The organism is Embleya sp. NBC_00896 (assembly GCF_045207785.1).
Lineage (GTDB): Bacteria > Actinomycetota > Actinomycetes > Streptomycetales > Streptomycetaceae > Embleya.
The window spans coordinates 7,102,888-7,124,365 of the sequence record NZ_CP108776.1; the positions used below are offsets into that span (position 1 = coordinate 7,102,888).

The 21,478-nt window shown below is 70.8% G+C and carries 16 protein-coding genes; 10 read left to right on the plus strand and 6 right to left on the minus strand.

Going from position 1 to position 21,478, the window contains the following annotated elements; translation table 11 throughout:
• The first annotated feature begins 123 nt into the window (after nucleotides 1-123).
• Entirely contained in the window at nucleotides 124-1,353 is a 1,230-nt protein-coding gene (locus tag OG928_RS31685; protein WP_406290168.1) for an FxsB family cyclophane-forming radical SAM/SPASM peptide maturase, read from the plus strand.
• Between the two features lie 47 nt (nucleotides 1,354-1,400).
• Here OG928_RS31685 and OG928_RS31690 read toward each other — a convergent pair whose 3' ends face one another.
• Complete coding sequence (locus OG928_RS31690; RefSeq protein ID WP_406290170.1) at nucleotides 1,401-2,414, minus strand: AraC family transcriptional regulator; 1,014 nt, start codon at nucleotides 2,412-2,414, stop codon at nucleotides 1,401-1,403.
• 229 nt (nucleotides 2,415-2,643) lie between these two features.
• Between OG928_RS31690 and OG928_RS31695 the strand changes: the two genes are divergently transcribed.
• Nucleotides 2,644-3,513: an aminoglycoside N(3)-acetyltransferase gene (locus OG928_RS31695; protein WP_406290172.1), complete on the plus strand. Its 870-nt coding sequence runs from the start codon at nucleotides 2,644-2,646 to the stop codon at nucleotides 3,511-3,513.
• Nucleotides 3,514-3,573: 60 nt separating this feature from the next.
• Here the strand turns inward: OG928_RS31695 and OG928_RS31700 are convergent, their stop codons facing one another.
• The gene (locus OG928_RS31700; RefSeq protein ID WP_406290174.1) at nucleotides 3,574-5,292 is read right to left on the minus strand and encodes a type IV secretory system conjugative DNA transfer family protein; all 1,719 of its coding nucleotides are present in this window, start codon (nucleotides 5,290-5,292) and stop codon (nucleotides 3,574-3,576) included.
• Nucleotides 5,293-6,085: 793 nt separating this feature from the next.
• Between OG928_RS31700 and OG928_RS31705 the strand changes: the two genes are divergently transcribed.
• Together OG928_RS31705 and OG928_RS31710 are read left to right on the plus strand one after the other, a co-directional pair.
• Entirely contained in the window at nucleotides 6,086-6,982 is an 897-nt protein-coding gene (locus tag OG928_RS31705; RefSeq protein ID WP_406290176.1) for a hypothetical protein, read from the plus strand.
• Nucleotides 6,983-7,058: 76 nt separating this feature from the next.
• Nucleotides 7,059-8,816: a hypothetical protein gene (locus tag OG928_RS31710; protein ID WP_406290178.1), complete on the plus strand. Its 1,758-nt coding sequence runs from the start codon at nucleotides 7,059-7,061 to the stop codon at nucleotides 8,814-8,816.
• Between the two features lie 21 nt (nucleotides 8,817-8,837).
• On the opposite strand, the gene OG928_RS31715 is transcribed toward OG928_RS31710, so the two are convergent.
• Nucleotides 8,838-10,118, minus strand: a complete 1,281-nt coding sequence (locus tag OG928_RS31715; protein WP_406290180.1) for a hypothetical protein — start codon at nucleotides 10,116-10,118, stop codon at nucleotides 8,838-8,840.
• A 97-nt stretch (nucleotides 10,119-10,215) separates the two neighbouring features.
• Between OG928_RS31715 and OG928_RS31720 the strand changes: the two genes are divergently transcribed.
• Nucleotides 10,216-11,817 carry a serine/threonine-protein kinase gene (locus OG928_RS31720; RefSeq protein ID WP_406290182.1) on the plus strand — a complete coding sequence of 534 codons (1,602 nt, stop codon included), beginning with the start codon at nucleotides 10,216-10,218 and terminating at the stop codon, nucleotides 11,815-11,817.
• A gap of 73 nt (nucleotides 11,818-11,890) precedes the next feature.
• Nucleotides 11,891-12,454 carry a helix-turn-helix domain-containing protein gene (locus OG928_RS31725; protein WP_406290183.1) on the plus strand — a complete coding sequence of 188 codons (564 nt, stop codon included), beginning with the start codon at nucleotides 11,891-11,893 and terminating at the stop codon, nucleotides 12,452-12,454.
• A gap of 136 nt (nucleotides 12,455-12,590) precedes the next feature.
• Here the strand turns inward: OG928_RS31725 and OG928_RS31730 are convergent, their stop codons facing one another.
• Entirely contained in the window at nucleotides 12,591-13,700 is a 1,110-nt protein-coding gene (locus OG928_RS31730) for an AraC family transcriptional regulator (protein ID WP_406290184.1), read from the minus strand.
• A 338-nt stretch (nucleotides 13,701-14,038) separates the two neighbouring features.
• Between OG928_RS31730 and OG928_RS31735 the strand changes: the two genes are divergently transcribed.
• Nucleotides 14,039-15,019 carry a helix-turn-helix domain-containing protein gene (locus OG928_RS31735; RefSeq protein ID WP_406290186.1) on the plus strand — a complete coding sequence of 327 codons (981 nt, stop codon included), beginning with the start codon at nucleotides 14,039-14,041 and terminating at the stop codon, nucleotides 15,017-15,019.
• Nucleotides 15,006-16,199 carry a hypothetical protein gene (locus OG928_RS31740; protein WP_406290188.1) on the plus strand — a complete coding sequence of 398 codons (1,194 nt, stop codon included), beginning with the start codon at nucleotides 15,006-15,008 and terminating at the stop codon, nucleotides 16,197-16,199. Before OG928_RS31735 ends, OG928_RS31740 begins: the two co-directional genes overlap by 14 nt.
• A gap of 55 nt (nucleotides 16,200-16,254) precedes the next feature.
• Here OG928_RS31740 and OG928_RS31745 read toward each other — a convergent pair whose 3' ends face one another.
• On the minus strand, nucleotides 16,255-17,196 hold the full coding sequence (locus OG928_RS31745; protein ID WP_406290190.1) for a hypothetical protein: 942 nt from the start codon (nucleotides 17,194-17,196) through the stop codon (nucleotides 16,255-16,257).
• 444 nt (nucleotides 17,197-17,640) lie between these two features.
• On the opposite strand from OG928_RS31745, the gene OG928_RS31750 reads away from it, so the two are divergent.
• A complete protein-coding gene (locus OG928_RS31750) occupies nucleotides 17,641-18,639 on the plus strand; it encodes a hypothetical protein (RefSeq protein WP_406290192.1) in 999 nt (332 codons plus the stop codon).
• A 104-nt stretch (nucleotides 18,640-18,743) separates the two neighbouring features.
• On the opposite strand, the gene OG928_RS31755 is transcribed toward OG928_RS31750, so the two are convergent.
• On the minus strand, nucleotides 18,744-19,889 hold the full coding sequence (locus tag OG928_RS31755) for a Glu/Leu/Phe/Val dehydrogenase (protein WP_406290194.1): 1,146 nt from the start codon (nucleotides 19,887-19,889) through the stop codon (nucleotides 18,744-18,746).
• A gap of 126 nt (nucleotides 19,890-20,015) precedes the next feature.
• Here OG928_RS31755 and OG928_RS31760 point away from each other — a divergent pair, with 126 nt between their 5' ends.
• Complete coding sequence (locus OG928_RS31760) at nucleotides 20,016-20,999, plus strand: LysR family transcriptional regulator (protein WP_406290196.1); 984 nt, start codon at nucleotides 20,016-20,018, stop codon at nucleotides 20,997-20,999.
• Nucleotides 21,000-21,478 lie beyond the last annotated feature (479 nt).

The window sequence follows — 21,478 nt, forward strand, 5'->3', positions numbered from 1 at the left end:
GGATCGGCAGCCGCCCAGGCGGGCCTCGGTGGCTCCCGAGGCCCGCCTGATCCGAGGCCGCGCACGGCTTCGCCCGCGCGGACCGCGCCGGTGAAATCCTTGGACCCACCCGGAGCAGACACTGTGGTCAATCTTCCCGCGCCCGTGCGCAGGTCGGCGGAATGGCCGGCCGATCTGCTCGACCCCGACACCCTGGGCCCGCTGTGGAAGCCGGTGCCCTTCACCCACTTCGTGGTGAAGATGCACAGCCGCTGCAACCTGGCCTGCGACTACTGCTACCTGTACGAGATGGGCGACGAGTCCTGGCGGTCGACCGCCAAGACGATGTCGGCGGCGGTTGTGGACCGCACCGCCGCGCGGATCGGCGAACACGTGCGCACGCACGGGCAGGACCGCGTGCAGTTGATCGTGCACGGGGGCGAGCCGCTGCTCGCGGGGCCGGCGCTGATCACGCGGATGGCCGAGGCCGTGCGCCGCGAGGTGCCCGCGAGCACCCGGGTCTCGTTCGGCGTGCAGACCAACGGCCTGCTCCTGAACGACCGCATGCTCGACACCCTGCACGCCCTGGACTTCCAGGTCGGTGTGAGCGTGGACGGCGGCGAGCTCGCCAACGACCGGCATCGGCGCTTCGCCGACGGACGCGGCAGCCACGCGGCGGTGACCGAGGCGGTGGCCAGGCTGCGGGACCCGTCGCGGCCGGGGTTGTTCGGTGGGCTGCTGTGTGTCATCGACGTGGCGAACGATCCGGTGGAGGTGTACGAGTCACTGCTGACGCACCGGCCGCCCATGCTCGACTTCCTGCTGCCGCACGGGAATTGGACGACGCCACCACCGCTGCGCGAGGAGGGGTCGAGCCGGACGCCCTACGGCGACTGGATCGTGCGGGCCTTCGATCGCTGGTACGACGCGCCGCGTCAGGAGACCCGGGTCAAGTTGTTCGAGGATCTGCTGAGTCTGGTGCTGGGCGGTCATTCCCGGTCCGAGCAGGTCGGCATCGGGCCCGCGACCACCGTGACGATCGACACCGACGGTGCGATCGAGCAGGTGGACACCATCAAGTCGGCGTTCGACGGCGCGGCGGCCACGGGGTTGTCGGTGTTCACCGACTCGCTGGACGCGGCGCTGCGATACCCGGCGGTGGTGGCTCGCCAGATCGGTGTCGAGGGCTTGTCGCCGACCTGTCGCAAGTGCTCGATCCGGGACGTCTGCGGCGGTGGATTCTTCGTCCACCGCTATCGCGAGGGCAGCGGTTTCCTGAATCCGACCGTGTACTGCCCGGACATGATGCGGGTGATCGACCACGTGCGGACCAAGGTCGCGAAGGACCTGGCGAGCGCGCCGGCAGGCGCGTAGGCGACCCGACCCGGACATCGGGCGCGGCGCGGGAGGTCCGGATCCGCTCAGCGCCCGCCGATGGTCTGCGAGGGAGCGTGGCGGTAGGCGGCGCGGTAGAGGGCGGCGAAGTGTCGGCGCTGCGGGAAGCCCCACGCGGCGGCGATCTCGGTGACGGTACCGCTCGCCCGGCCTTGGGCCACCGCGACGAGATCGGCGTGCGCGCCGGCCAGGCGGACGCGTCGCAGATGACCCATCGGGGTGGTGTCCAGGTGGACCCGGAACTGTTCCTGAAGGGTGCGCACACTCACCCGGCCGGCCGCGGCGATGTCCGCGACCGAGATCGGCTCGGCGGCGTGCGCCTCGCAGTACGCCAGGGCGCGTTGTAACGCGCCGGTGCCGCGGACCGGCGCGGAGCGCTGGATCTGTTCGGAGAGGCGATGCGGATGGGAGGCCAACAGCCCGTGTACCAGCGACAGTTCGAAATGTGCGATGGCCAGCGGGGAAGCGGCGAACAGCCCGGCGTCGGCCGCCTCGGTGAACCGTCGGGCGACCCGCAGCCAGGTGAGCGCCTCGGGCACGCGGAGGTCGAACGCGGTATGGAAGGCGAGCGGCTCGTCGGTCGCCTCGTCGATCTGGTTGTGCATTGCCCGGGCCAGCAACTGCCGGGGGACGCAGAGGATCCGGGCGCGGGTGTCGGCGTCCCATCGGGCGACCACGACCTGTCCCGGATTGACCACGCTCGGGGAGAACGGCTTCATGCCGCCCGCGACGTTGAGCGACGCACGGCCGCGGTGCGCGAGCCGGATGATGTAGACGTCGGGCGGGTCGCCCGGACTGACCACGACGTCGGTCCCGTAGCTGAGGTCGTAGGCCGTCAACGTCCCCTGGTGCAGGGCCCGAAAGCACGCGTCCAACGGTCTGCGACCCACCACTTCCATCTCGTGCCGGGTGAAGTGCCGGTCGAGCAGCGGATGCAGCAGGGACTGGTCGCCGCCCCGGTAGAGCTCGTAGCCCCCCGCAGGAGAGAACGGGGCCACCGCGGCTCGCGAATCCGAGCGTGCGGCAACGGGGTGGGCCACCTTGGTTACCTCCGCCGGCTCGAATACACCGACGCGCGGGTCGATTCGACCGGCGCGACACTCGGTCCGATTGTCCGGTGCGATGCCGTCGCCGCACGAGTACGAGGCCCGCGCCCGATCAGCCATTTCGCGCGGGAGCGGCCGAGAGGGCGGCCGGCGCAGACGTAGCGATGTGACTCGCACAGCCGGGGCCGTGGGCCCCTTCGACCGAACTTCAGGAGCAGACACCATGTTCGCGACACCGATTCGGGATGCCTTCTCGCACATCGACCCCACTCCGGCCGTGGCCGCGTCGACCCGAACGGCGGACTTCGTTCGGGACCTGCACGGGTTGGGCCTGAGGCGCGGCGACACGGTGATGGTGCACAGTTCCATGCGCGCTGTGCGCGGACCCGACGGCCCCGGATCCGCGACGGGCGGCCTCCTGCCGGCGTTTCGGATCGTGCTCGGCGGCGAGGGAACCCTGGTGGTGCCCGCGTACACGAGTGAGAACTCGATCAGCTCCGACGCGTTCGCCGACGCCACCGCCGGGATGACGGTCGAGGAGTTGGCGGCCTATCTGCACCGGCCGGTCGATCCCCATGAGCCGGTGTCGCCGTCGATGGGAGCGTTCGCCGAGTCGGTCCGCACCACCGCGGGGGCGGTGCGCAGCGACCATCCGCTGGCCTCGGTCGTGGCCCTGGGCGCGCGTGCCGAGGAAGTCACCCGGGAACACGGAGTGACGCACTTCGGCCCGGGTTCACCGGTGGCCCGGTTGTACGACATCGGGGCCAAGGTGCTCGCGATCGGCGTCGGGTGGGGCGTCGTCTCCGCGGCCCACCTGGCGGAATCGCGCTACGCCCATCGGTCGGAGCGCCGGTACACGTGCAAGGTCGGGACCGCGGGCGGGAGTTCGTGGTCGTCCTTTTCCGGCGTGGTGCTGAACGACCACGACTTCCCGGTACTGGGGAGGGACTTCCAGAGCACGCATCCGGACGCGGTCGCGCGCGGTCGAGTGGGTGCGGCGCCGGCCTTCCTGGCACCGATCCGGCGGTACGTCGACTTCGCGACCGCCTGGATGGACATCTACCGCGCGCCGGCGGCCGGCGACCGCCCGTAGGTCCTGGAGGGGGCCGGGCGGCGCCGACCATGCCGATCGTGCGGTCGGGGCCCGGCGACATCACGGGCCGTGCCGGCCGATCGACGCCCGGATCGCATCGGCGTGCGGGCCCTCCCACCACGGCACGGAGCGAACCAGGAGCGGCCTGCCGCCGCTGATCTGCACCAGCATGCGATCACGCGGCAGCGCGGCCAGGTCCGCCACGCCGAGCACGAACTCCGGACGGGTGGCCCGGGTCACGGACGAGTCCCACCAAGCCGAGCCCCACCAAGCCGTGGACCGATGCGCGAGGGTGGTGGTACTCGCCTCGAACTTTCCCGAGAACAGCGAATGGGCGCTCAGCAGCGCGCCTTCCGAACCGCCGGCCCCGTAGACCCGCACCGAGCCGGCGTTCCAGATCTTCGCCATGCCGTTCTCGCCCCACACGTGCGCACCCTGCGCCCAGGACTGAAGCATCACCATCACCACCAGACCTCGGGACCCGTAGTGGGAAAGCCGATCGGGCAGGATCGGCAACGGGGCGATGTTGGCGGCCTCGTCCAGGACCACCAGGAAAGGGACGGGCAGCCGACCCCCGGAGCACGCCGCCGCACGGTACTCGGCCGCCGCCAGTATGGCCGCGGTGAGCAGCGAGGCGGCGGGTTTGGCGCTGCGGTCGTCCAGGTCGGAGACGACATAGAGGGTGTCGGTGCCGATGGCGAAGTCCTCGAAGTGGAGGAACTGCTCTCGGCCCTGGCCCGGCGTGATCCAGGGCAGCACCTCGGGAGCCGCCAGCCAGGACACCATCTGGATGGCGGTTCCATAGACGCCGGCGCGCTGGGGCGTGGGCAGGTTACGGGTGGCCTCGCAGGCTTCGGCGGCCAGAGCGTAGCCCGAAGCACGCAGGATGGTCGCGGGCTCGTCGTTCGGGCGCAGTAACCACCGTCGCACCACGGTGATCGGTTGTTCGTCCAGGCTGGCGGCGAGCAGGAACATCGCGAGCAGATTCTCCGCCGCGGGCTGGAAGTACCCGTCCGAGCGCATGTGTTGCTCGCGCTGGGTGAATGCGATCAGACCCGCGACGCTGGCCGCCTCCTTCATGCTGCCGGCCACCATGTCCAATGGGTTCCAGAACCAGGTGGGTGGCTCGCCTACGACGTTGTGCGGATCGAAAACCCATACCCGGCCCTGCCGTCGGCGGACCTCGCGGGTGGCGTCGACCACGTCCCGCTTGCACGAGGTGATCACCACCGCACCCGGAGCGGAGACGATGTTGGGGATGACCCGGCAACTGGTCTTGCCGGTGCGCGGGCCGGAGATGTCCACGTGGACCTCCTCCCACGAGCCCCACAGGTCGCGTCCGTCGCGCACGCTTCGACCGATGTACACGCCGGGCGTCGAGACGGGGTATCCGATCGCCTCGGCCGCGGCACGAACACTCTTGGTGCCCACACGCAGGGTGTCCGCACGGCGCGTCCACAGACGCGCGGTCGAGTCCACGTGCCGGGGTTGGTCGCGGTCGCGGAGATGAAGGAGCAGGGGGACGTCGATCGCGGCGAGCAGCAGCAGGAGGCCGACCGAGAGCGCGATCACCGCCGGCGGTGGGAAGCGGGAGGCGTTCGGGTCACCATAGGCGCGCAGCAATTCGGCCCCGGTCGGGTGCCGGCCGGCTTTGGCGGCCAGGAGCGCGCCGGCAATGGAAGGGAGCAGGAGTACGGTCACCAGATTGGTGATCAGCAGAAGGACGGACAGCCACGTGCCGGTGATGTCGGGGCCGCGGCGTCGGATGGTGCCGGTCATCTGATTCCTTGAGCGGACGGGGGCGCAGCCCGGTCCGGTACCCGGCCGGGAGGGGCCGGATCGATGTCGACGACAGTTCGTCGCACGGTTCGACATCGCTTCGTGTTCCGGCCGCCTCGTTCGGGCGGCGAGTGACAGCGAACCGGCGTGCGGGCGCGTGGACGAGCAGTGCAGCACGACGGCCGCGCGCACGGCGGCGGCGCGGTGCCATTCGCGCGAACAGGCTCACCGGCACGCTGTCGTACCCCCGTCGGTTCGGCTCCGGTGCTCCGCGAAGGGCGCCAAGAGCGGCGCCGGGATGACACGAGTGGTCCACGGCGGTGCGCCCGTCGCATCGCGCGCTCCGGACCCGTGCCGGTCGCCGGCCCGCGTCGACAGGCGTCCGCGAATCAGCCGATTCGCGTGGGCACTTTCGCGCAATCCGTCCTATCGGACGAGCCGATGGGTTTCTACACTTCCCATGGGTTTCGTCGTTCGATTCGCCGTGGTCGTGGGGCGGCTGCTCGAACCGGCTCGCGGCCTTGGTGCCGCGGACGACCTGGCGACCGGGTGCGGGCTCGGCGCTTTCGCCGGCTACACGGATGACCGCCCTCTTTCACTCGCGTTGCCAGCCAGGGGGACACCGTGCGCATTCGCACCCGCGCCATCCGCGCGGCGGACTCGCGACCGGAAAACCACCGCTCGGATCGCGACGACGTGAGCGGGCGCGGGTTCGTTCGGCCTGCGGTACGACCCAGCGGCTCTCGCGCCATCGAACACCGCGCAGGACCGACGGGGGACGAGGTTGAAGGCGATGGACGCAGTGGGCATGCCCGTTCCGGGGGACGAGTCCCGGAGCGAGAGGAGCGGCGAGAAGCACACTCGACCGGCGTTGGCCCAACCGAGATGGTGGCCAACCCGGGCCGAGGCCGATTCGCCCGGGCCGCCCGCGCAGGCGTACGTGCCGATCGTCGCGGAGTCACCGATCACCACCGTGCGGACGTTTCCACGGGCCGAAGGACCGCCGCAGATTCCGCTCGCGCCGGGTCCGTCGGTCGGGGAGGCCGGGCAACCCCCGTCGTTCGAAGAGGCAGCACGAGTCCCCGAAGCGGGCTGGTGGCCCGATCCGGCAACCGGCGACCAACCGGAATTCACTCCGGGCGAACCCAGTGGCTACGACTGGGAGTCCAAGGAACAGGGGCCGCGGTCCCGGCTTCGCCTCGTGGCTGCGGGGCTGCTCCTGGCCGGGGGAGTCACCGTCGCCGCGATCCTGCTGACCGGTGGGGACGACTCGACCGCCGACGCGTCACCGCGGCCTTCGGCGACGACGGCGACCGCGAGCCTGGTCGCCCCCGAACTGCTGGCCGGGTATCAACCGCAGCAGGTGACCAGAAGCGTTTCCGAGGGACGGATCCAGGTGTCCTGGCAGGCCCCGGCGCGCACCGAGGGCATCGTCGGATACATGGCCATCGCGCAGAGTCCGGCCGGCATCTACCAGAAGACCGAGATGCCGGGCACCGGTGAAACGAGCGTCGTCTTCGCCGGGGCCCCCGTGACCGCCGACTCGTGTGTGGTCGTGGTGACCCTGATCAGCGGGGCACCCGCGATGAAGCTGGCCCCCGGTGTGCCGGCTTGCGCACCACGGGCGACCGGGACGTCCACCCCGGTGGCATCCGGATCGAGCACGCCACCGCCGACGCCGCCTCGATAGGGCGGGTGCCCACCTCCGGTGGATCGCGCCGTCCTTTCCGATGATCAACGCACTCCGCTCAACCGAAGGAGCCCCCGTGTCCGACAACTCCACGGTGCCGGCGTGGCCCGTCGTGACGATCGAGCTGTCGATCGACGGCACCGTCCGAGTGGAAGGGGTCCAGATCCCGGTTCCGCCCGGTGTCCATCCTCGCCAGGCTGCGCTGGAGGCCGCGTCGGTGACCGCGCGCTCGCTGGGCCGCCCGGTGCGTACCGAGGCGATCGAGCCGGACGGCACCGTCTTCCCGCTCATCGTCGCGGGAGACGGTGCCGTGAGCGCCTCGGACAATCCCGTTCCCCCGCCCTCGAAGCGACGCTCGCCACTGGGTCGGCGCAAGCGAACCCCACGCCCCGTCTTCGAGCCGGTCCGGGACGTCCGGGAACCGGTGGAACCGTCGTTCGCGTCCTCTGGTGAGCCCCGACAGGACCCGCGGGTCGAGTCGAGGCGCGCGGCTCCGGCCGAGAACGACTACGCGGAGCCGCCGGTCGAACCCGTCTACGCTCCCGGACACACGCCGACGCCCGACGCGTCCGGCATGCCCGGGTACGGAGGCTTCACCGAATTCCCCGACGCCTCGACCCCGATGTCGACCACTTCGACGGAGTCGGCGGCACCGGCACCGGTGGTTCCGACGGAACCCATATCGACGCCGGCCGTGGCCGAGCCGTCGGACCCGCCGGCCACCGTGACCCCCGCACCGGTCGAGCTCTCGGAGCCTTTGTCCGGGGCGGAGGCGGTCGCCGAACCGGCTTCCGTTCCCGCCGCCTTCGAGCCGACCCCGCCGTCGGACCCGCCGGCCACCGTCGCCCCCGTACCGGTCGAGCTCTCGGAGCCTTTGTCCGGGGCGGAGACCGTCGCCGAACCGGCTCCTGTTCCCGCCGCCGTCGAGCCGACCCCGCCGCCGGTCGAGCCCTTGGAACCTTTGTCCGGTGCGGAGACCGTTGCCGAACCGGCCTCCGTTCCCGCCGCCTTCGAGCCGACCCCGCCGCCGGTCGAGCTCTCGAAACCTTCGTCCGGGGCGGAGGCGGTCGCCGAACCGGCTCCCGTTCCCGCTGCTTTCCAGCCGACCGCGCCGCCGGTCGAAACCGTCGAGCCTGCCCTCTCCTGGCATCCGCCGACGCCGCCCGGGCATGTGTCGGCCGACGAGGAGCCGCTCGCCTTTCCCGTCTCGTCCGGGCAAGGGCAGGCGGTACCGGAGTCGACCGGTTCACCCGCTCCCGCTCCCGCTCCTGTTCCCGCTCCTGTTCCCGCTCCCGCTCCTGTTCCTGCTCCTGTTCCTGCTCCTGTTCCTGTTCCTGTTCCCGCTCCCGTTCCCGCTCCCGTTCCCGTTCCCGCTCCCGTTCCCACCCCGACCCTCGCCCCGGCCCTGGCCGAGCCGAACGAGGAACAGGCCTGGGTGGTCACCGAGATCGCGCGAGCCGTCCATTCGGGCGAGGGCGACCGGGCCCTGGCGATGGCCGCCTCTTTGGACGCGTCGGTCAGCGACGGCGGTGACGAGCAGGCGATGCCCGCCGCGCGGGAGGTGCACGCGTACGTGGCTCTGTTGACCGGTCGGCCGGCACTTGCGGTGGAGTTGTACGCCGATGCCGCGCTGGCCTCGGGCACCCACCCGGAGGAGGCGGGGCGGATGACCGAGAACGCGCACTACTGCTGGTTGCGGATCGACGACGTGGAGTCCGCGTACGATCTCGGTCGGCTCGTCCTGCACGCGTACTCGACGGTGCCCGGCGATCCGGGACGCCAGGCCGCATACGATCGGATGCAAGCACTGCGCACCAGACTGTCCGACCTGTAGCCGGGGATCGGTGGAACCGGCTCAGTCGCAGGGAGGTTCGGGCGCGCGCCGACGGATCACCCAGGACGCCAGACCGGCCCCCAGGAGCAGCGCGAGCGGAAGCCCCAGCCAAACGGCGGGACCACCGAAGGCCGAACTCGCGCTCTCGTCACCATGGTCGCCGCCGGCCGGCTGCTCCCCGAAGGCCGTCGTCGGAGCCCGGCTCGCTGCGGCCTTGCCGCTCGGAGCGCTTCCCCCGGACTGCGTCGTGGGTGGCTGTGCGTCCGGCGCGTACCCGGGACCGGGTTCCTTGGTACCGCCGACGGACACATCGACGGACAGCGAGCGCTGCTCGCCCGCGCCTTGTACCGCGACCGCGATGTAGTACCACCCCGGCAGTGTGTCGGCGACCTCCTGCTGACGGTCGCTGCGGTTGAGGTAGCGCACGGGTCGCGTGGCGAAGGAATCCGGACGACCGCTGAAGATGTGCTCGGTGTCGAACACGGCCGCCGACTCGCGAGCGAGTTCCTCGCGCACGGGGTTGTACAGCCGGATCTCCGTCGGGGCGTAGCCCCGCCCGCCACCGACCCGCGCCTGGAGGGCCAGGCTCTGTCCCCAGTCCAGGCGGACCCGGTAGAAGGCCCATTCCCCGAACGCGACGTCGTCGGTGAAATGGCCGGAGCCGGAGAGGGTGGCGGCCTCGGCGAACGAACCGCCGCCGACCACCGGCACGGGCGCGCCACCCGGTTCGGTGTAGCGCGCGATCACGGATTCGGCCGGACCCTTGTCCACGACGGGCGGCTCCAGGAAGATCCGCAGTTCCAGCGGAACCGGCGGACCGGTGCCCTTGCGGGTGGCCGAGAACACCTGCCGACCCGGCTTGGTGCAACTGTTGTTCTTGCCCGTGGCGGTTGCTCCCCAGTCCAGCGATGCCGTGACGACCTTCGACTGCGACTGCGACAGACCGATGTTCGTCGTGCAGGAGGCGCTGCGCTCGTCGATCTGCTTCAGCTCGAGCGACTCCATGCCTTTCACCGTGCTGACGGTCGTCCCCGACACGTACACCGTGTAGCCCAAGGGCACGTCCACGGAGTAGTACTTGACGTCCTTGTCGGCCATGTGGTCCAGGTAGTCGCCGGGGCCCAGCGGCGTGGCGCGGGCGCCGTCCGGCGCGCCGGAGACGGGAGTTCCGGTGGGGGTGTACGTGCGCGGCACGCGCTGGGTCACCGACTCGGCGGCGAAAGCGCGTGGGCCGACGTCGGGCACCGACACCACGCCCAGCGCGATCGCCGCAGCACAGGCCAGGAACGCTCGCGATCTCATGCCCGGGAATGTAGATCAGGATTGCACTTGCAAACAACAGATTACCGAGGGGTAATGGGGCCGAAAGTTGCTCGAACCCCTGCGCTAGGGTGACGGCGTGCCCACTCAGTTCGCCGGCCGTTTCACCCTCGTCGATCCCGTCGGGGCCGGTATGTCCGGCACCGTATGGCGGGCGTTCGACCACCGGTTGGGCGGCTATTGTGCCGCCAAACTGGTGCGTCCGGCCGACGCGGGACTGCTGCTGCGCGTGGTGCGCGAGCAGGGTTTCCGGCTGGAGCACCCGCACGTCTCGTCACCCTACGCGTGGGTCGCCGACGGCGACGTGTTGATCGCGATGGAGTTGTTCGCGGGTGGGTCGCTGGCCTCGCTGATCCGCGATTACGGTGCCCTGCCGGAGTCGTACACGGCGGCCATTCTCGGCCAACTCCTGGACGCCCTGGATCATGTGCACTCGGTCGGACTCGTGCACCGCGACGTGAAACCGGCGAACGTCCTGCTCGAGGTGACGGGACAGGATGTGCCCCGATGCCTGCTGGGCGACTTCGGCCTGGCGCTGCCCCGAGAGGGTCCGCGGTTGACCGAGGCCGGTTACGTGGTGGGCACTTGGGGGTACCTGCCGCCGGAGGCGTCGACCGGCGCGCCGCCGGACGTGCGTCGCGATCTGTACGCGCTGGGTGTCCTGGCGTGGCAGCTGCTGTCCGGCAGCGAGGACGCGCCCGAGGAGCCGCCGACCATCCCCGCCGGGGCCGGCCCGCTGTGGGACCTGGTGGGCGCACTCGCCGAGGCCGAACCCCGCGCGCGACCGGAGGACGCCGCGCAGGCGCTGGCCCGGCTTCGGGAGATCGCTCCGGGGTTGGGGCCGGTGACGCCGGCGTCGACTGCGGACGGCGAGCCGATCGAGGTCTTCGACGTGCTGGGTCCGCTGCCCGAGGACACCCCGGAGGGGCAGGTGCTGCGGGGGATACCGCGCAACTCCGCGACCCGGCCGGACGGTAGGGGTCCGGTGCCGCGCGCCTCCTCGTCCGCGGTCCGGGTCGCCGGGTCGTCGCCGATGCCCCTCGCGCCGCCCGCGACGGCGCCGCCGGTCGCGACACCGCCACCCTCGCCGACATCGACACCGACACCGCCGACACCGACACCGCCCACGTCGACACCGACGACGCCGACACCGCCCACGCCGACACCGACGCCGCCGCCGACGGCGGCTCCTTCGTCCGGGGCCGGGTCGCCGTCCTCCGCGCCGTCGGTCTCGCTCTGGTTGCGGGCGGCGCGGCAGGACGCTGTCGACACGGCTCCCGAATTGCGCGCGCCCGTCGTGCCGGCCGGAAGTCGCCCCGCGGTCCGTCGCTTGGCGCACCCCGGCAGGTGGGCGGTCCTGGGTAGCGCGGTCGTCGTCGCGGCGGTGACGACCGCCTTGATCGCCACCGGCGGCGACGAGGCCGATCCGGCCGCCCCGACCTCGACGCCACCGGTCGCGCCCGCCGGCTCCACCGGTGCGGGACCGACGCCGGGCGGCGTGTCACCGACCCCCGCGGCGTCTCGTGTCGTGACCAGTCCGGTTTCGAAGGAGGTCGTGTCCGGTGCCGCGTGCGACTGGTACGACGTGGCGGCGGAAGCGCGTATGCCGGGTGGAACGCGGATGCGATGTACTTATCAGGACAATGGGATGTATCGCTGGATACCGATATCGGCGCCGTGAGTCGACCGGGGCCCTCGACCGGCCCGGGCGATTGCAATTGCAAACCGCGTGGTTCGCAGTGCATGATTCGCCTGTGACCAAGCCGCAGGAAGACCAGGACGTCGTCGAGCGCAATCGGGCGCGACAGACCGAGTGGTACGGCGAGCCCTTGAACGACCGCTTCCGTCGGCTCCTGATGCGGCTGACCATGTCACAGATGGAACTGGCGGCCATGCTCGGCCTGTCCGCGCCGATGCTCTCGCAGCTGATGTCCGGTCAACGGGCCAAGATCGGCAACCCGGCGGTGCTGGCCCGGCTCCAGGAGGTCGAGGCGCTGGTCGGCTCCTCCGACTTCGACCGCCTGACGGTCGCCGACCGGGAGGCCGCGCTGGAGCGGGTTCGCTCCCATCAGCCCAGTACGCGCACGGCCTTGCGGCTGAACGGACCAGAGGTCCTGACCGGCCCACGCGCCGATCCGGCCGCGGCGGTGCACGCGGTGCTGCGCGCGGTGGCCTCGGCCGCCGAGCTCGAGTCCGCGGCCGAGCTGCTCGCGGAGCAGTATCCGGGCCTGGCCGAGGTGTTGCGCGTGTACGGCAACGGACGCACGTCCGACGCCCATGAGCATTTCAAGGCCACGGTGACCCTCCCGCCGCTGTAAGCCGCCCCTGGACCGCTGCTCGATCGCCCCCGGCGACCGGCGACCGGCCCGGCCGGCACGTGCTCGAGGGCGCGTGCCGAACCGGTGGTCGAGTGGTCTGCCCGAGTGGCCGGCGTCCGAGACGCGGCGACCCCGATCAGCCCGCGGCGCGTGAGATCTTGGACTCCGCCGCGCCGTGGCGCAGGGTCTGCGAGGGCAACTGCCCGTAGGTCTCGCGGTACATCGAGCCGAAGCGTCCCAGGTGGCCGAAGCCCCAACGCAGCGCGATGTCGGTCACGGTCTCGCGGGACCGCCCCTCGGCCACGTTCAGCAGATCGGCGTGCGCACCCGCCAGGCGCACCCGCCGGAGGTGGCCCACAGGTGTCACGCCCAGGTGGATGCGGAACTTCTCCTGAAGGGTGCGCACGCTCATGCCGGCCGCCGCCGCCACCGCGCCGACCGAGATCGGTTCGCCGGCGTGCTCGGCGCAGTAGGCCAGGGCCCGGCGCAACCCGCTCGGTTCGGTGGAGCCCGTCTCGGATTGCGGACCGCCGGCGTGGGCCGGGGCGCACGAGAGCAGGCCGTGGACCAGGACCTGTTCGAAGTGCCGCGCCGCCAACTGCGAGCCTGCCAGGTGCCCGGCGGAGTCGACCATCGCGCTGAAGTCGCGAGCCAGCGAGAGCCATTGCCGGACGCCGGGATCGGTGCCGTCCAGGTACGGCCCCAACTCGCCGACCCCCGCGGGATTCCCGCCGGTCCCGTAGCCCGTCGCCCGATCCATGACCTCGCCGGGGATGCGGACGATCACCACGGAGGTGTCGGGCTCCCAGCACAGTCGCGCCCGACGCCCGGGGCCCAGGACGCAGGGGGAGAGCGCGCTCTGCACGGCGTCGATGATCACCCGGCCCCACCCCCGGTGGCGGATGGGGATCAGGTAGTCCGGGGTGTTGCCGTCGAGGTACATGTCGGCCCGAGCGCCATAGGCGAGCTCGTGGATCGAGATGTCGCCCTCGTGCAGGACCCGGAAGTTCGCCTTGATCCGGCCGCCGGGCACGTGCAGCCGGTGCGGACCCAACCGGGAGGCCACTGCCGTGTGCACCGCGGCCGGATCGGCACCCTGGTAGAGCACGCGCCGGTTCGCCGCGGCGTCGGTCGACGGAGTGTGGGAAGCCTCGGCGGTGGATTGCTTCCTCCCGACCAGGACGGGTCGGAAGGGTGTCGATGCGGACATGTTCTCCTGGCTCTTCGCGTCGCGGGGACGGTTCACGCGGTTGCCGTGCGGATGTCGTCGTGGCGCGGCCGGGCCGGTGCGGGGACCGAGCGCGGGTGGCCGAGTGCGTGCAATTTCATTGCCGGGGCCACTCGACTGGGCATTTCCTGAGCCCGGACGATATATCCCCGTCGGCCCCATTTACCCACCCGCTTTGCACCTGCCCGATCGCTTCGACATTCGGATGTCACGGACCGCGTTCGATTGAACGCTCCTTTGTACAGAGTGGATCGATAGGCCCCTCGACATAAGGTCGAGGACGTTACCCACCACTGGTAAATTCTCCGGTAACTACGTGGGCCGCGCCGGACCGGCCCCGTGTCGGGGAGCTCAGTATGCCGAAAATCGATGACCGCAAGCCTCTGCCCACTGAAGTGTTGGCCACGCCGGCCATGATCCGGGCCTGTGCGGACCGCGATCTGGGGGCCATATTCCGGCTCGCCCAGGACGACCTCGGATTTACTCTGAGCAAATTGGCTCGGCTGTGCGAGATGACGCCGAGCAGGGTCGGGGATTACGTCAAGGGAAGGGCTCACGTCCGTCAACAGCACGTGGTCGAGCGGGTTTCCCAGGGGCTCCGCATTCCCGGTGAAATGTTGGGCCTGGCCCCGCAGCCGTGGGAGGAGGGCCGGGTCGCGGAGGTCCCGGTCGTGATCTCGCCTGCGGCTGGGGAGCCGCTCCCAAGCGGGGCCGCCGACCAGTGGGAGCAGGGTCCGTGGGACACGTCCGGGGACTCGTCACCGCCGTTCGGGGACGCCGTGGAACTCTCCCTGGACGTGGACATCGTGGTGGATCGGCAGGGGGACGTCCGGCTGACCTACCGCCAGGTCGTTCTGAACCTCACCGGTCGGCCGCTCACTCGGATGGTCCGGGAAATGTGGTTCGAGCACGCTCGCGGCCGCTTGACCATCACGCCCACCGACGCGTGCGACCGGCAGATCGCCATTCAGCGGCTGTACGACACCACGGGCCTGAGCAAGTTCGCCTGCCAGATCTCGCCGCCGGTGCCCCCGGGGGAGACTACGGTCATCGAATATGTGTGTGAGGGAGGAATGTTCGTGGACTCGACGTACTGGCGTCAGGCCATCGCGCGGCCTACGCGACAATTCTCCTTGAGCGTGACCCAGCACGGTGTCACCGAGTTCCGCGGTTGCGGTGCGATCGAGCAACATCCGGACGGCTCGGAGAACTCGGTCACCCAGAACACCCGATGGAGTCTCGACAAGGATCGACTGCACATGACGTTGTCCAGGCAAGACCTGCACGCCAATCAGTACGTGACCTTGCGTTGGGATGTGGTCCATGACAGTGCGTAACGAGATCGAGGCGGCGATTCGCGCCTGGCACCACCTCGAGATCGAGCGAGGTGGTGCCCCGATCATCGACTTCGACTTCTTTCCGGAGGCCGAGCCGGTGCCTGCCGCCAGCGATCGGCTGGCCGTGTACGCGCGGCTGAGCGAACTCGCGGCAACCCCGGCGGTGGCCGACGCGCCGCGCCTGGCCACTCGGTTGACTGCCGATCTGGCTTACCTGGGCGCCCAGTTGGGGGAGCGCCCCGCGTTGGACGAGTACATCCGGGCCACCCAGGGCTGCGCGGCCGTGGGCTGGTCGGTGGACTACGTCACCGAGCGGGCGGCGCTGGCCTGCGAACTCCTCGAGGCGATGGGGATCGGCTGGCACGACGCCACCGATCGTGAATTGCGGATCGCCGAAGAGCCCTTGGACGCCGAGCTCGTGGCGCCCGAGATTCGCGTGGCGGCCGCCGAATTCGAACCCGCGGTCCGCAAGGTGACCGAGTCCGAGGCGTCCTACGAGCTGACCATCGAATGCGTCGATGTCGACGCCTACTGGGCCTACTGGCTGGACGGCGCGGGGCGTCACGTCCGGCTCCGACTCAACCCGCGCAACGCGCGCTTCACCCGGGTCGGCGCACGGCAGTTCGCCCTGCACGAGGTACTCGGCCACGGTCTCCAGGCGGCGAGCTTCGCACACCGGTGCACCCGCGAGGAGGTGCCGTGGGTACGGGTGTTGTCGGTACACGGACCCACCCAGGTGGTCCTGGAGGGGCTGGCCCAGGCGCTCCCACTGTTCGTGGCGCCCGACGACACCGTGCTGATCGCCCGGGTGCGGCTGGACCACTACCTGCAACTGGTGCGCAGCGAATTGCACTTGGCGATCAACAGGGGTGTGAGCGTGGCCGCGTGTGCGGCGCATGCCCGCGCGCGCGTGCCGTTCTGGACCGACGAGCAGATCGCCGACCTGATCGGTGACCGGGGGGCCAACCCGCTCCTGCGCTCGTACCTGTGGGCTTATCCGGCCGGCTTCGACTGGTTCGTACGGCTGGCCGAGGGGGGCGGCGCGGTAGCCGCCGACGTGCTGCGCGCGGCTTATCGCACCCCCTTGGCCCCCGAAGACCTGCACTGCCTCTGGGCGCAGGGGCCCCAGGTGGGCGGAAGCGGGAGCCCGCTCCCGCCTCGCGCGCTCGCGCACCGCTGACCAGCCCACGCGGCCCCGCCCGTGCGGGGCCGCGGGATCGGGTCCGGCGGCAGGGTCAGGCGCAGACCTTCGTCCGCGCCATGTGCCTGCGGGCCGCACGCGCCGCCGGTGAATCCGCGGCCCCGCCGGCCGCGTAGGCGTTCATCACCAACTCGCCCACGGCATCTGCGGCGACCGGGTCGGCGACGCGCAACCAACAGAAGTGCGCGTTCGCGGCCATCCGCATCCGCCACTCCCCGGGCTCCTCCAAATGGTCACCGAACGTGACCGCTTCCGCGTACAACCGCACGGCCAGGGCGGGTCGTCCGGTGGCAAGAGCCACGTAGCCGTGCACCTCGCGCGCGGCCAGCCGCTCCGCGGGATCGGCCGCCGTCGCGGTCGTGTCCAACTCGGCCGCCATCGCCAACGCACGAGCGCCGTCCCCCGCGCCGATCGCCTCTCGAATCAGATCCAGCACCTGCTGCTGCTCGTCCCTGGGCGCCGGCACACCGCCGCCGGGCGCACGCTTCGTCGGGGTCGACAGCGCCTGAACCGGGTGCGCCGATCCGGCCGAGGCGACCGGGGGAGCCCAGGTCGGGTGCGGCGCGACGGGCTCGGGCATGGCGGTCGGGGGCTGGGCGGGTGCGGCCGGGGGTGGTGTCATCGGCCGCTCCGGCACGGACGGCCGGGCCGCGGCCTGGGCGGCGGCTTCGGCGGATCCCGACCGGCGCCGGCCGAACCTGCCGCGCCGCTGTGCCGCGGGAATCGGCGCGCCCGCCTCGGCGATGGAGCGGTCCGCGTACACGTTCAAGGGGAAGATTGTTCCGTCCGCCTCCACGGCGTGCACCCGCACCGGATGCCCGAGCGACCGTGCCTGCTCGGCGACGACCGCGAGCGCGGCCCCCCGCGGATCGCTCCCCGGCGGAACCGGGACGTCCATGCCGTCCACACGCACGGATTGATCCGCCGAGATCTCGACGGTGATGACGGGCCAGTCGGGTACGGCGCCAGTTGTCATGGGGGCTCCTCAATATCAGGAATCGGCGCACAAGCGACACGGCGGTGACGCGCAGTGGAAATGCGCTCACGGAATCGACTGGGGGATCGCGATCGAATGGCACCCACCGTCGCCTCGATCCGGGCGCCTACCGGAATGAAAGGGGGATGCGGAACTGATTTGCAGCATACATTCGGAAGGTAGGTACGAACAGTCGGGGGGGTGTCGACCGGCGCAACAGTTCGAGGATAAAGTAACCCGAATGTTTCCGATCAATTACCGGGAGCTTACGCATGCCGGACGGGCGGTTGCCCGAGGGCTCGCCGCCGCCCGGGTCCTGCATTCCGTGCGGTTACCTTCGGGTTTACCGAGTTCGGGTAACCACGCCGACCTTTGCGCGCGCGCCCGAGGGTGGGACGCTGGCCGCAGATAAGGCACGTTCTCGCATCGGCGGAGAGATAACGCATGAAACTCCCGAACAAGGTCGACGTCCTCGGCGAGCCCAGGGACGCGATCGAGTTCCTGTCGCCGGCCCGGACGGCGGCGGCCATCCGGCGTCTTGCGGCGGTCTATCCGCACACCGCCCTGCCGACGATCCACGCGGAACTGGTCGCCGTCCGGCGGCACGCCACCCTGGCGGTGTCCGAGCACGGAGACCCGGACGGTTCGCAGATCGACCCGTTGACCAAGGCGCTCGCACGCGGCCTGTCCGCCTGGGCCCGGCACGACCTGGGAGACACCCGCGAGGCGTTGGCGATGGCCCAGGCGGGAGTGCTGAACGCGGTCGTGGACGCGCACAACCCCAGCGCCGAGGTGTGGCTGCGTGGTGTCCAGTCATTGATCGCCTATCGGGCCGGGTGGGTGCACGAGGCGCTGCGCTACGCGCGACTGGGCGCTTCGGTACGGAACACGGGTGTCGGTACGGCTTCGGTGTGGCTGCACTCCCTGATCGCGCTGACCCAGGCGGCACTGGGTGACGCGCTCGCGGCGTCGGCGGCGCTGCGCGCGGCGGCCGACGCGCGCGAGTTGTCCCGGCGGGACGAACTCGACGAGATCGGTGGTCTGTTGACCTTCGATCCCGCCAGGCAGAGTGCCTACGAGGCGCTGACCCGAGTCTTCATCCCGGGCGCGGAAGGCCGGGCGATCGAGTGCGCGGAGACCGCGCTGCGCATGTACGCGGTGGCCGCCCCCGAGAACTACTCGTGCGCGGACGAGATGGTCGCCCGGGTGGCGGCCGCGCTGGCCTACGCGAGTCTGGACGAGATCGAGGCGACCACCGAGGCGCTGCGCCCGGTGCTTCGGCTCGAACCGGCCTGGCGTGTCGACGGACTGGTCTCCCTGGTCATGGTGGTGCACGGCAGGCTGCGCCGACCGATGCGGGCGCGCGAGACGCGGGTGCGTGAACTTCAAGAGGAGATCGAGACCTTCTGTCAGATGCCGCTGTCCGTGGACACGTACGCCTGATCCGGATGGTTCGTCGGTATCACCGCGTCAGTTGCCGCGGGAAGAGTGGGCATGGGTCGACAGCCGGACCCGACATCGGCGTGCGCGCCGCCGGAGCGCGGCGGTCATCGGGCCACCCGTCCCTTGAGTCGCATCGCCGCGTACACCCGTTCCTGGGCCAGCGAGCGCGCGGCCTCGTGCGAGGTGATTCCTCGACGCGCGCCCTCTTCGTGCGCCCGCACAGCGTTCTCACGCAGCTTCGTGGACACGCTCGCCCGGATCAGTTCCGGATCGGGGCGAAACGCGGAGTAGCGCGCGTCCATCGCGAAGCCCGCGGCCACGACGCCGCCCGCGTTCGCGATGAAATCGGGCGCCACTACGATGCCGCGGTCCGCGAGTATGCGTTGAGCGGCCGGCGTGGTGGGCAGATTGGCGCCCTCCACGACCAGTCGGGCGGTGATCCGGTCGGCCACCCGCTCGTCGATCACGTCCTGGGTCGCCGCCGGTACCAATACGTCGGCGGGTACCGACAGTTCGAATCCGAGCTCGTGCACGGCCCCACCCGCGTACTCCTTGACCGCGAGATCGCCGATCTCCGCCTGCAACCGCAGCAGTCGTTCGACGTCCAGGCCGTCCGGGTCGTACAACGCCCCGTGCACGGAGGAGACCGCGACCACCGTCGCACCGAGCTCCGCGAACCGGCGCACCGCGGCCGAGCCGACCGCGCCCAGTCCCTGGACCACCACTCGCGCATCCCCGAGGGGTAGGTCGACGTGCGCGGCCAACTCGTGGGCCACCTCCGCCACTCCGAACCCGGTCACCCCGAGTCGGTCGTAGGGGACACCCCCCAGCACGGCATCGGTGCCGACGGCCGCCCCTCGGTCGCCCAGTTCGTCCTGGATGATCGCGGCGTCGTCCTCGGTCAACCCCATGTCCAGGCCGAACACGTACTCACTGGGCACCTCGTTCGACAGGGCCCGTGCGAAGGCCCGCAGCACGACCTCCTTGTCCGCCCCGGCCGGATCGCCGACGATGCCGGCCTTGGCACCGCCGTAGAACAGGTCGACCGCCGCCCACTTCCAGGTCATCACCCGGGCCAACCGGGCCACTTCGGTGGTGGTCAGCGTCGGGGACATCCGGGTGCCGCCCTTGCCCATGCCGCGGGCGGTGTTGTCGATGACCAGCACGCCCTTCATTCCACTTCGGGTGTGTGACACGGAGACGACCTTCTCCGGCCCCCACTGATCCATCAGCGACAGGACATCCGACATGTCGAAACGCTCCTCGAGACCCAATGATCGTTACGGTTACCGTGCCCCAACAGAGTCGTGGCCCGGCGTTCGGGTGCCAAGATGCGGCAGCCCGCGACCTCTTTCGAATGAGGCCGAGGAACTCTGATGCTCAACCCCTTGCACCTGCGCACGCTCATCGAAGTGGTGAGCACCGGATCGTTCGCGCGCGCCGCGCGCCGCACCGGATACACCGCCTCGGCGGTATCGCAACAAATCGCCGCACTGGAACGAGCCGTCGGGGCTTCCTTGTTCGAGCGCGAGGCGCACGGCATCCGGCCGACCGGCATGGCCTTCACGATCGCCGACCGGGCGCGCGACGCGATCGCCGTGTTGGACAGCCTGGAGCGCGACATCCACGACGTGGTGCAGGGCCGCAGCGGCAGACTGCGGCTGGGCACGTTCCCCACCGCCGGTGAGCGGCTGGTTCCGCACGCCGTGGCGGAGTTGACCCGTTTGCACCCCACCGCCGACATCCTGCTGGACGAGGCCGAACCGGACGACCTGGTGCCGCTGGTACAAAAGGGCGATCTGGACCTGGCCCTGGTCTTCGCCTACGACCTGGTGCCCCGTGTCTGGCCGGAGGAGCTCACGGTGTTCCCGCTCGTCGAGGAGACCCTGGCACTCCTGGTGCCGGCGGGTCACCCCGCACTGCGGGAGGACGGAGTCGACCTCGCGGCCCTGGCCGACGAGCGATGGGTGGCCAGTCGACCCGGGACGGCCGGTTCCACCAGCCTTTCCCGGGTGTGCGCCGCGCATCGGTTCGCGCCCAAGGTCGCGTTCCGCAGCAACGACTACGACGTCGTCCAGGGCCTGGTCGCCGCCGGGGCGGGGGTCGCCATCGTCCCCGGCCTGGCCTACCAGGCCCGGGAGGGTGTGGTGGGCGTGCCGCTGGCGCACATACCCTCGCACCGCCGGGTGTCCGCCCTGTACCGCACCGCCAACCACAATCCGTTGTTGGCGGCGGCCCTGGACGCGTTCGTGCTGGCCGGTCGGGGTCTCCAGGGCCGGTTCGTCCGAGCCGACGAGTCGATTCGCTCGGTGCCGGACCCCGCAGCCGAACAGCCGGAGCAGCACGTGGAGTTCGGCTGACCTCGCCGTGTTCCAAGCGCCAGATCGGCTTACCCTTCGCGTCAGATTCCCGCAGCCTGTGCGGACTAGGCCGGGGCACGCGCATGCCGCAGGCTTGTGGCACCGAACGGCCCCGTCGTCGCCGACGGCGGCGGCCGCTCGGATCAGGGCACACCGGCTCCTCCTGAAACGACTCTCGCCGTCGTTCGGGAACGGAAGGGAATCTGAGATGACTTGCTCCGCTTCGTCGCTCGGCCGAGGCCGCGGCGGCGGTACCAGAGGCGGTTATCGCAATGCCGACACGCGAACCAGGCGAGGGGCGCACTGCCTGCCCCGCCTGCTCGCCGACCACCCGACGTCCGCCACGGCGAACCGAGGGATCTGAGCGCAGCGGATCGGCCGACGGCCGGGCCTTCCCCCTCAATGGCGCGGGGGAAGCGCACCCTCCCGGCGAGCGCCGGCCGATCCGATGCGCCGGCACCGGTACGGGAATCCGGGTC

What these genes read in the sequence shown, in the direction of transcription:
- OG928_RS31695 (WP_406290172.1), top strand. Translation starts at nt 2,644, where the DNA reads ATGTTCGCGACACCGATTCGGGATGCCTTCTCGCACATCGACCCCACT.
- OG928_RS31700 (WP_406290174.1), bottom strand. Translation starts at nt 5,292, where the DNA reads ATGACCGGCACCATCCGACGCCGCGGCCCCGACATCACCGGCACGTGG.
- OG928_RS31705 (WP_406290176.1), top strand. Translation starts at nt 6,086, where the DNA reads ATGGACGCAGTGGGCATGCCCGTTCCGGGGGACGAGTCCCGGAGCGAG.
- OG928_RS31715 (WP_406290180.1), bottom strand. Translation starts at nt 10,118, where the DNA reads ATGAGATCGCGAGCGTTCCTGGCCTGTGCTGCGGCGATCGCGCTGGGC.
- OG928_RS31735 (WP_406290186.1), top strand. Translation starts at nt 14,039, where the DNA reads ATGCCGAAAATCGATGACCGCAAGCCTCTGCCCACTGAAGTGTTGGCC.
- OG928_RS31740 (WP_406290188.1), top strand. Translation starts at nt 15,006, where the DNA reads ATGACAGTGCGTAACGAGATCGAGGCGGCGATTCGCGCCTGGCACCAC.
- OG928_RS31745 (WP_406290190.1), bottom strand. Translation starts at nt 17,196, where the DNA reads ATGACAACTGGCGCCGTACCCGACTGGCCCGTCATCACCGTCGAGATC.
- OG928_RS31750 (WP_406290192.1), top strand. Translation starts at nt 17,641, where the DNA reads ATGAAACTCCCGAACAAGGTCGACGTCCTCGGCGAGCCCAGGGACGCG.
- OG928_RS31755 (WP_406290194.1), bottom strand. Translation starts at nt 19,889, where the DNA reads ATGTCGGATGTCCTGTCGCTGATGGATCAGTGGGGGCCGGAGAAGGTC.
- OG928_RS31760 (WP_406290196.1), top strand. Translation starts at nt 20,016, where the DNA reads ATGCTCAACCCCTTGCACCTGCGCACGCTCATCGAAGTGGTGAGCACC.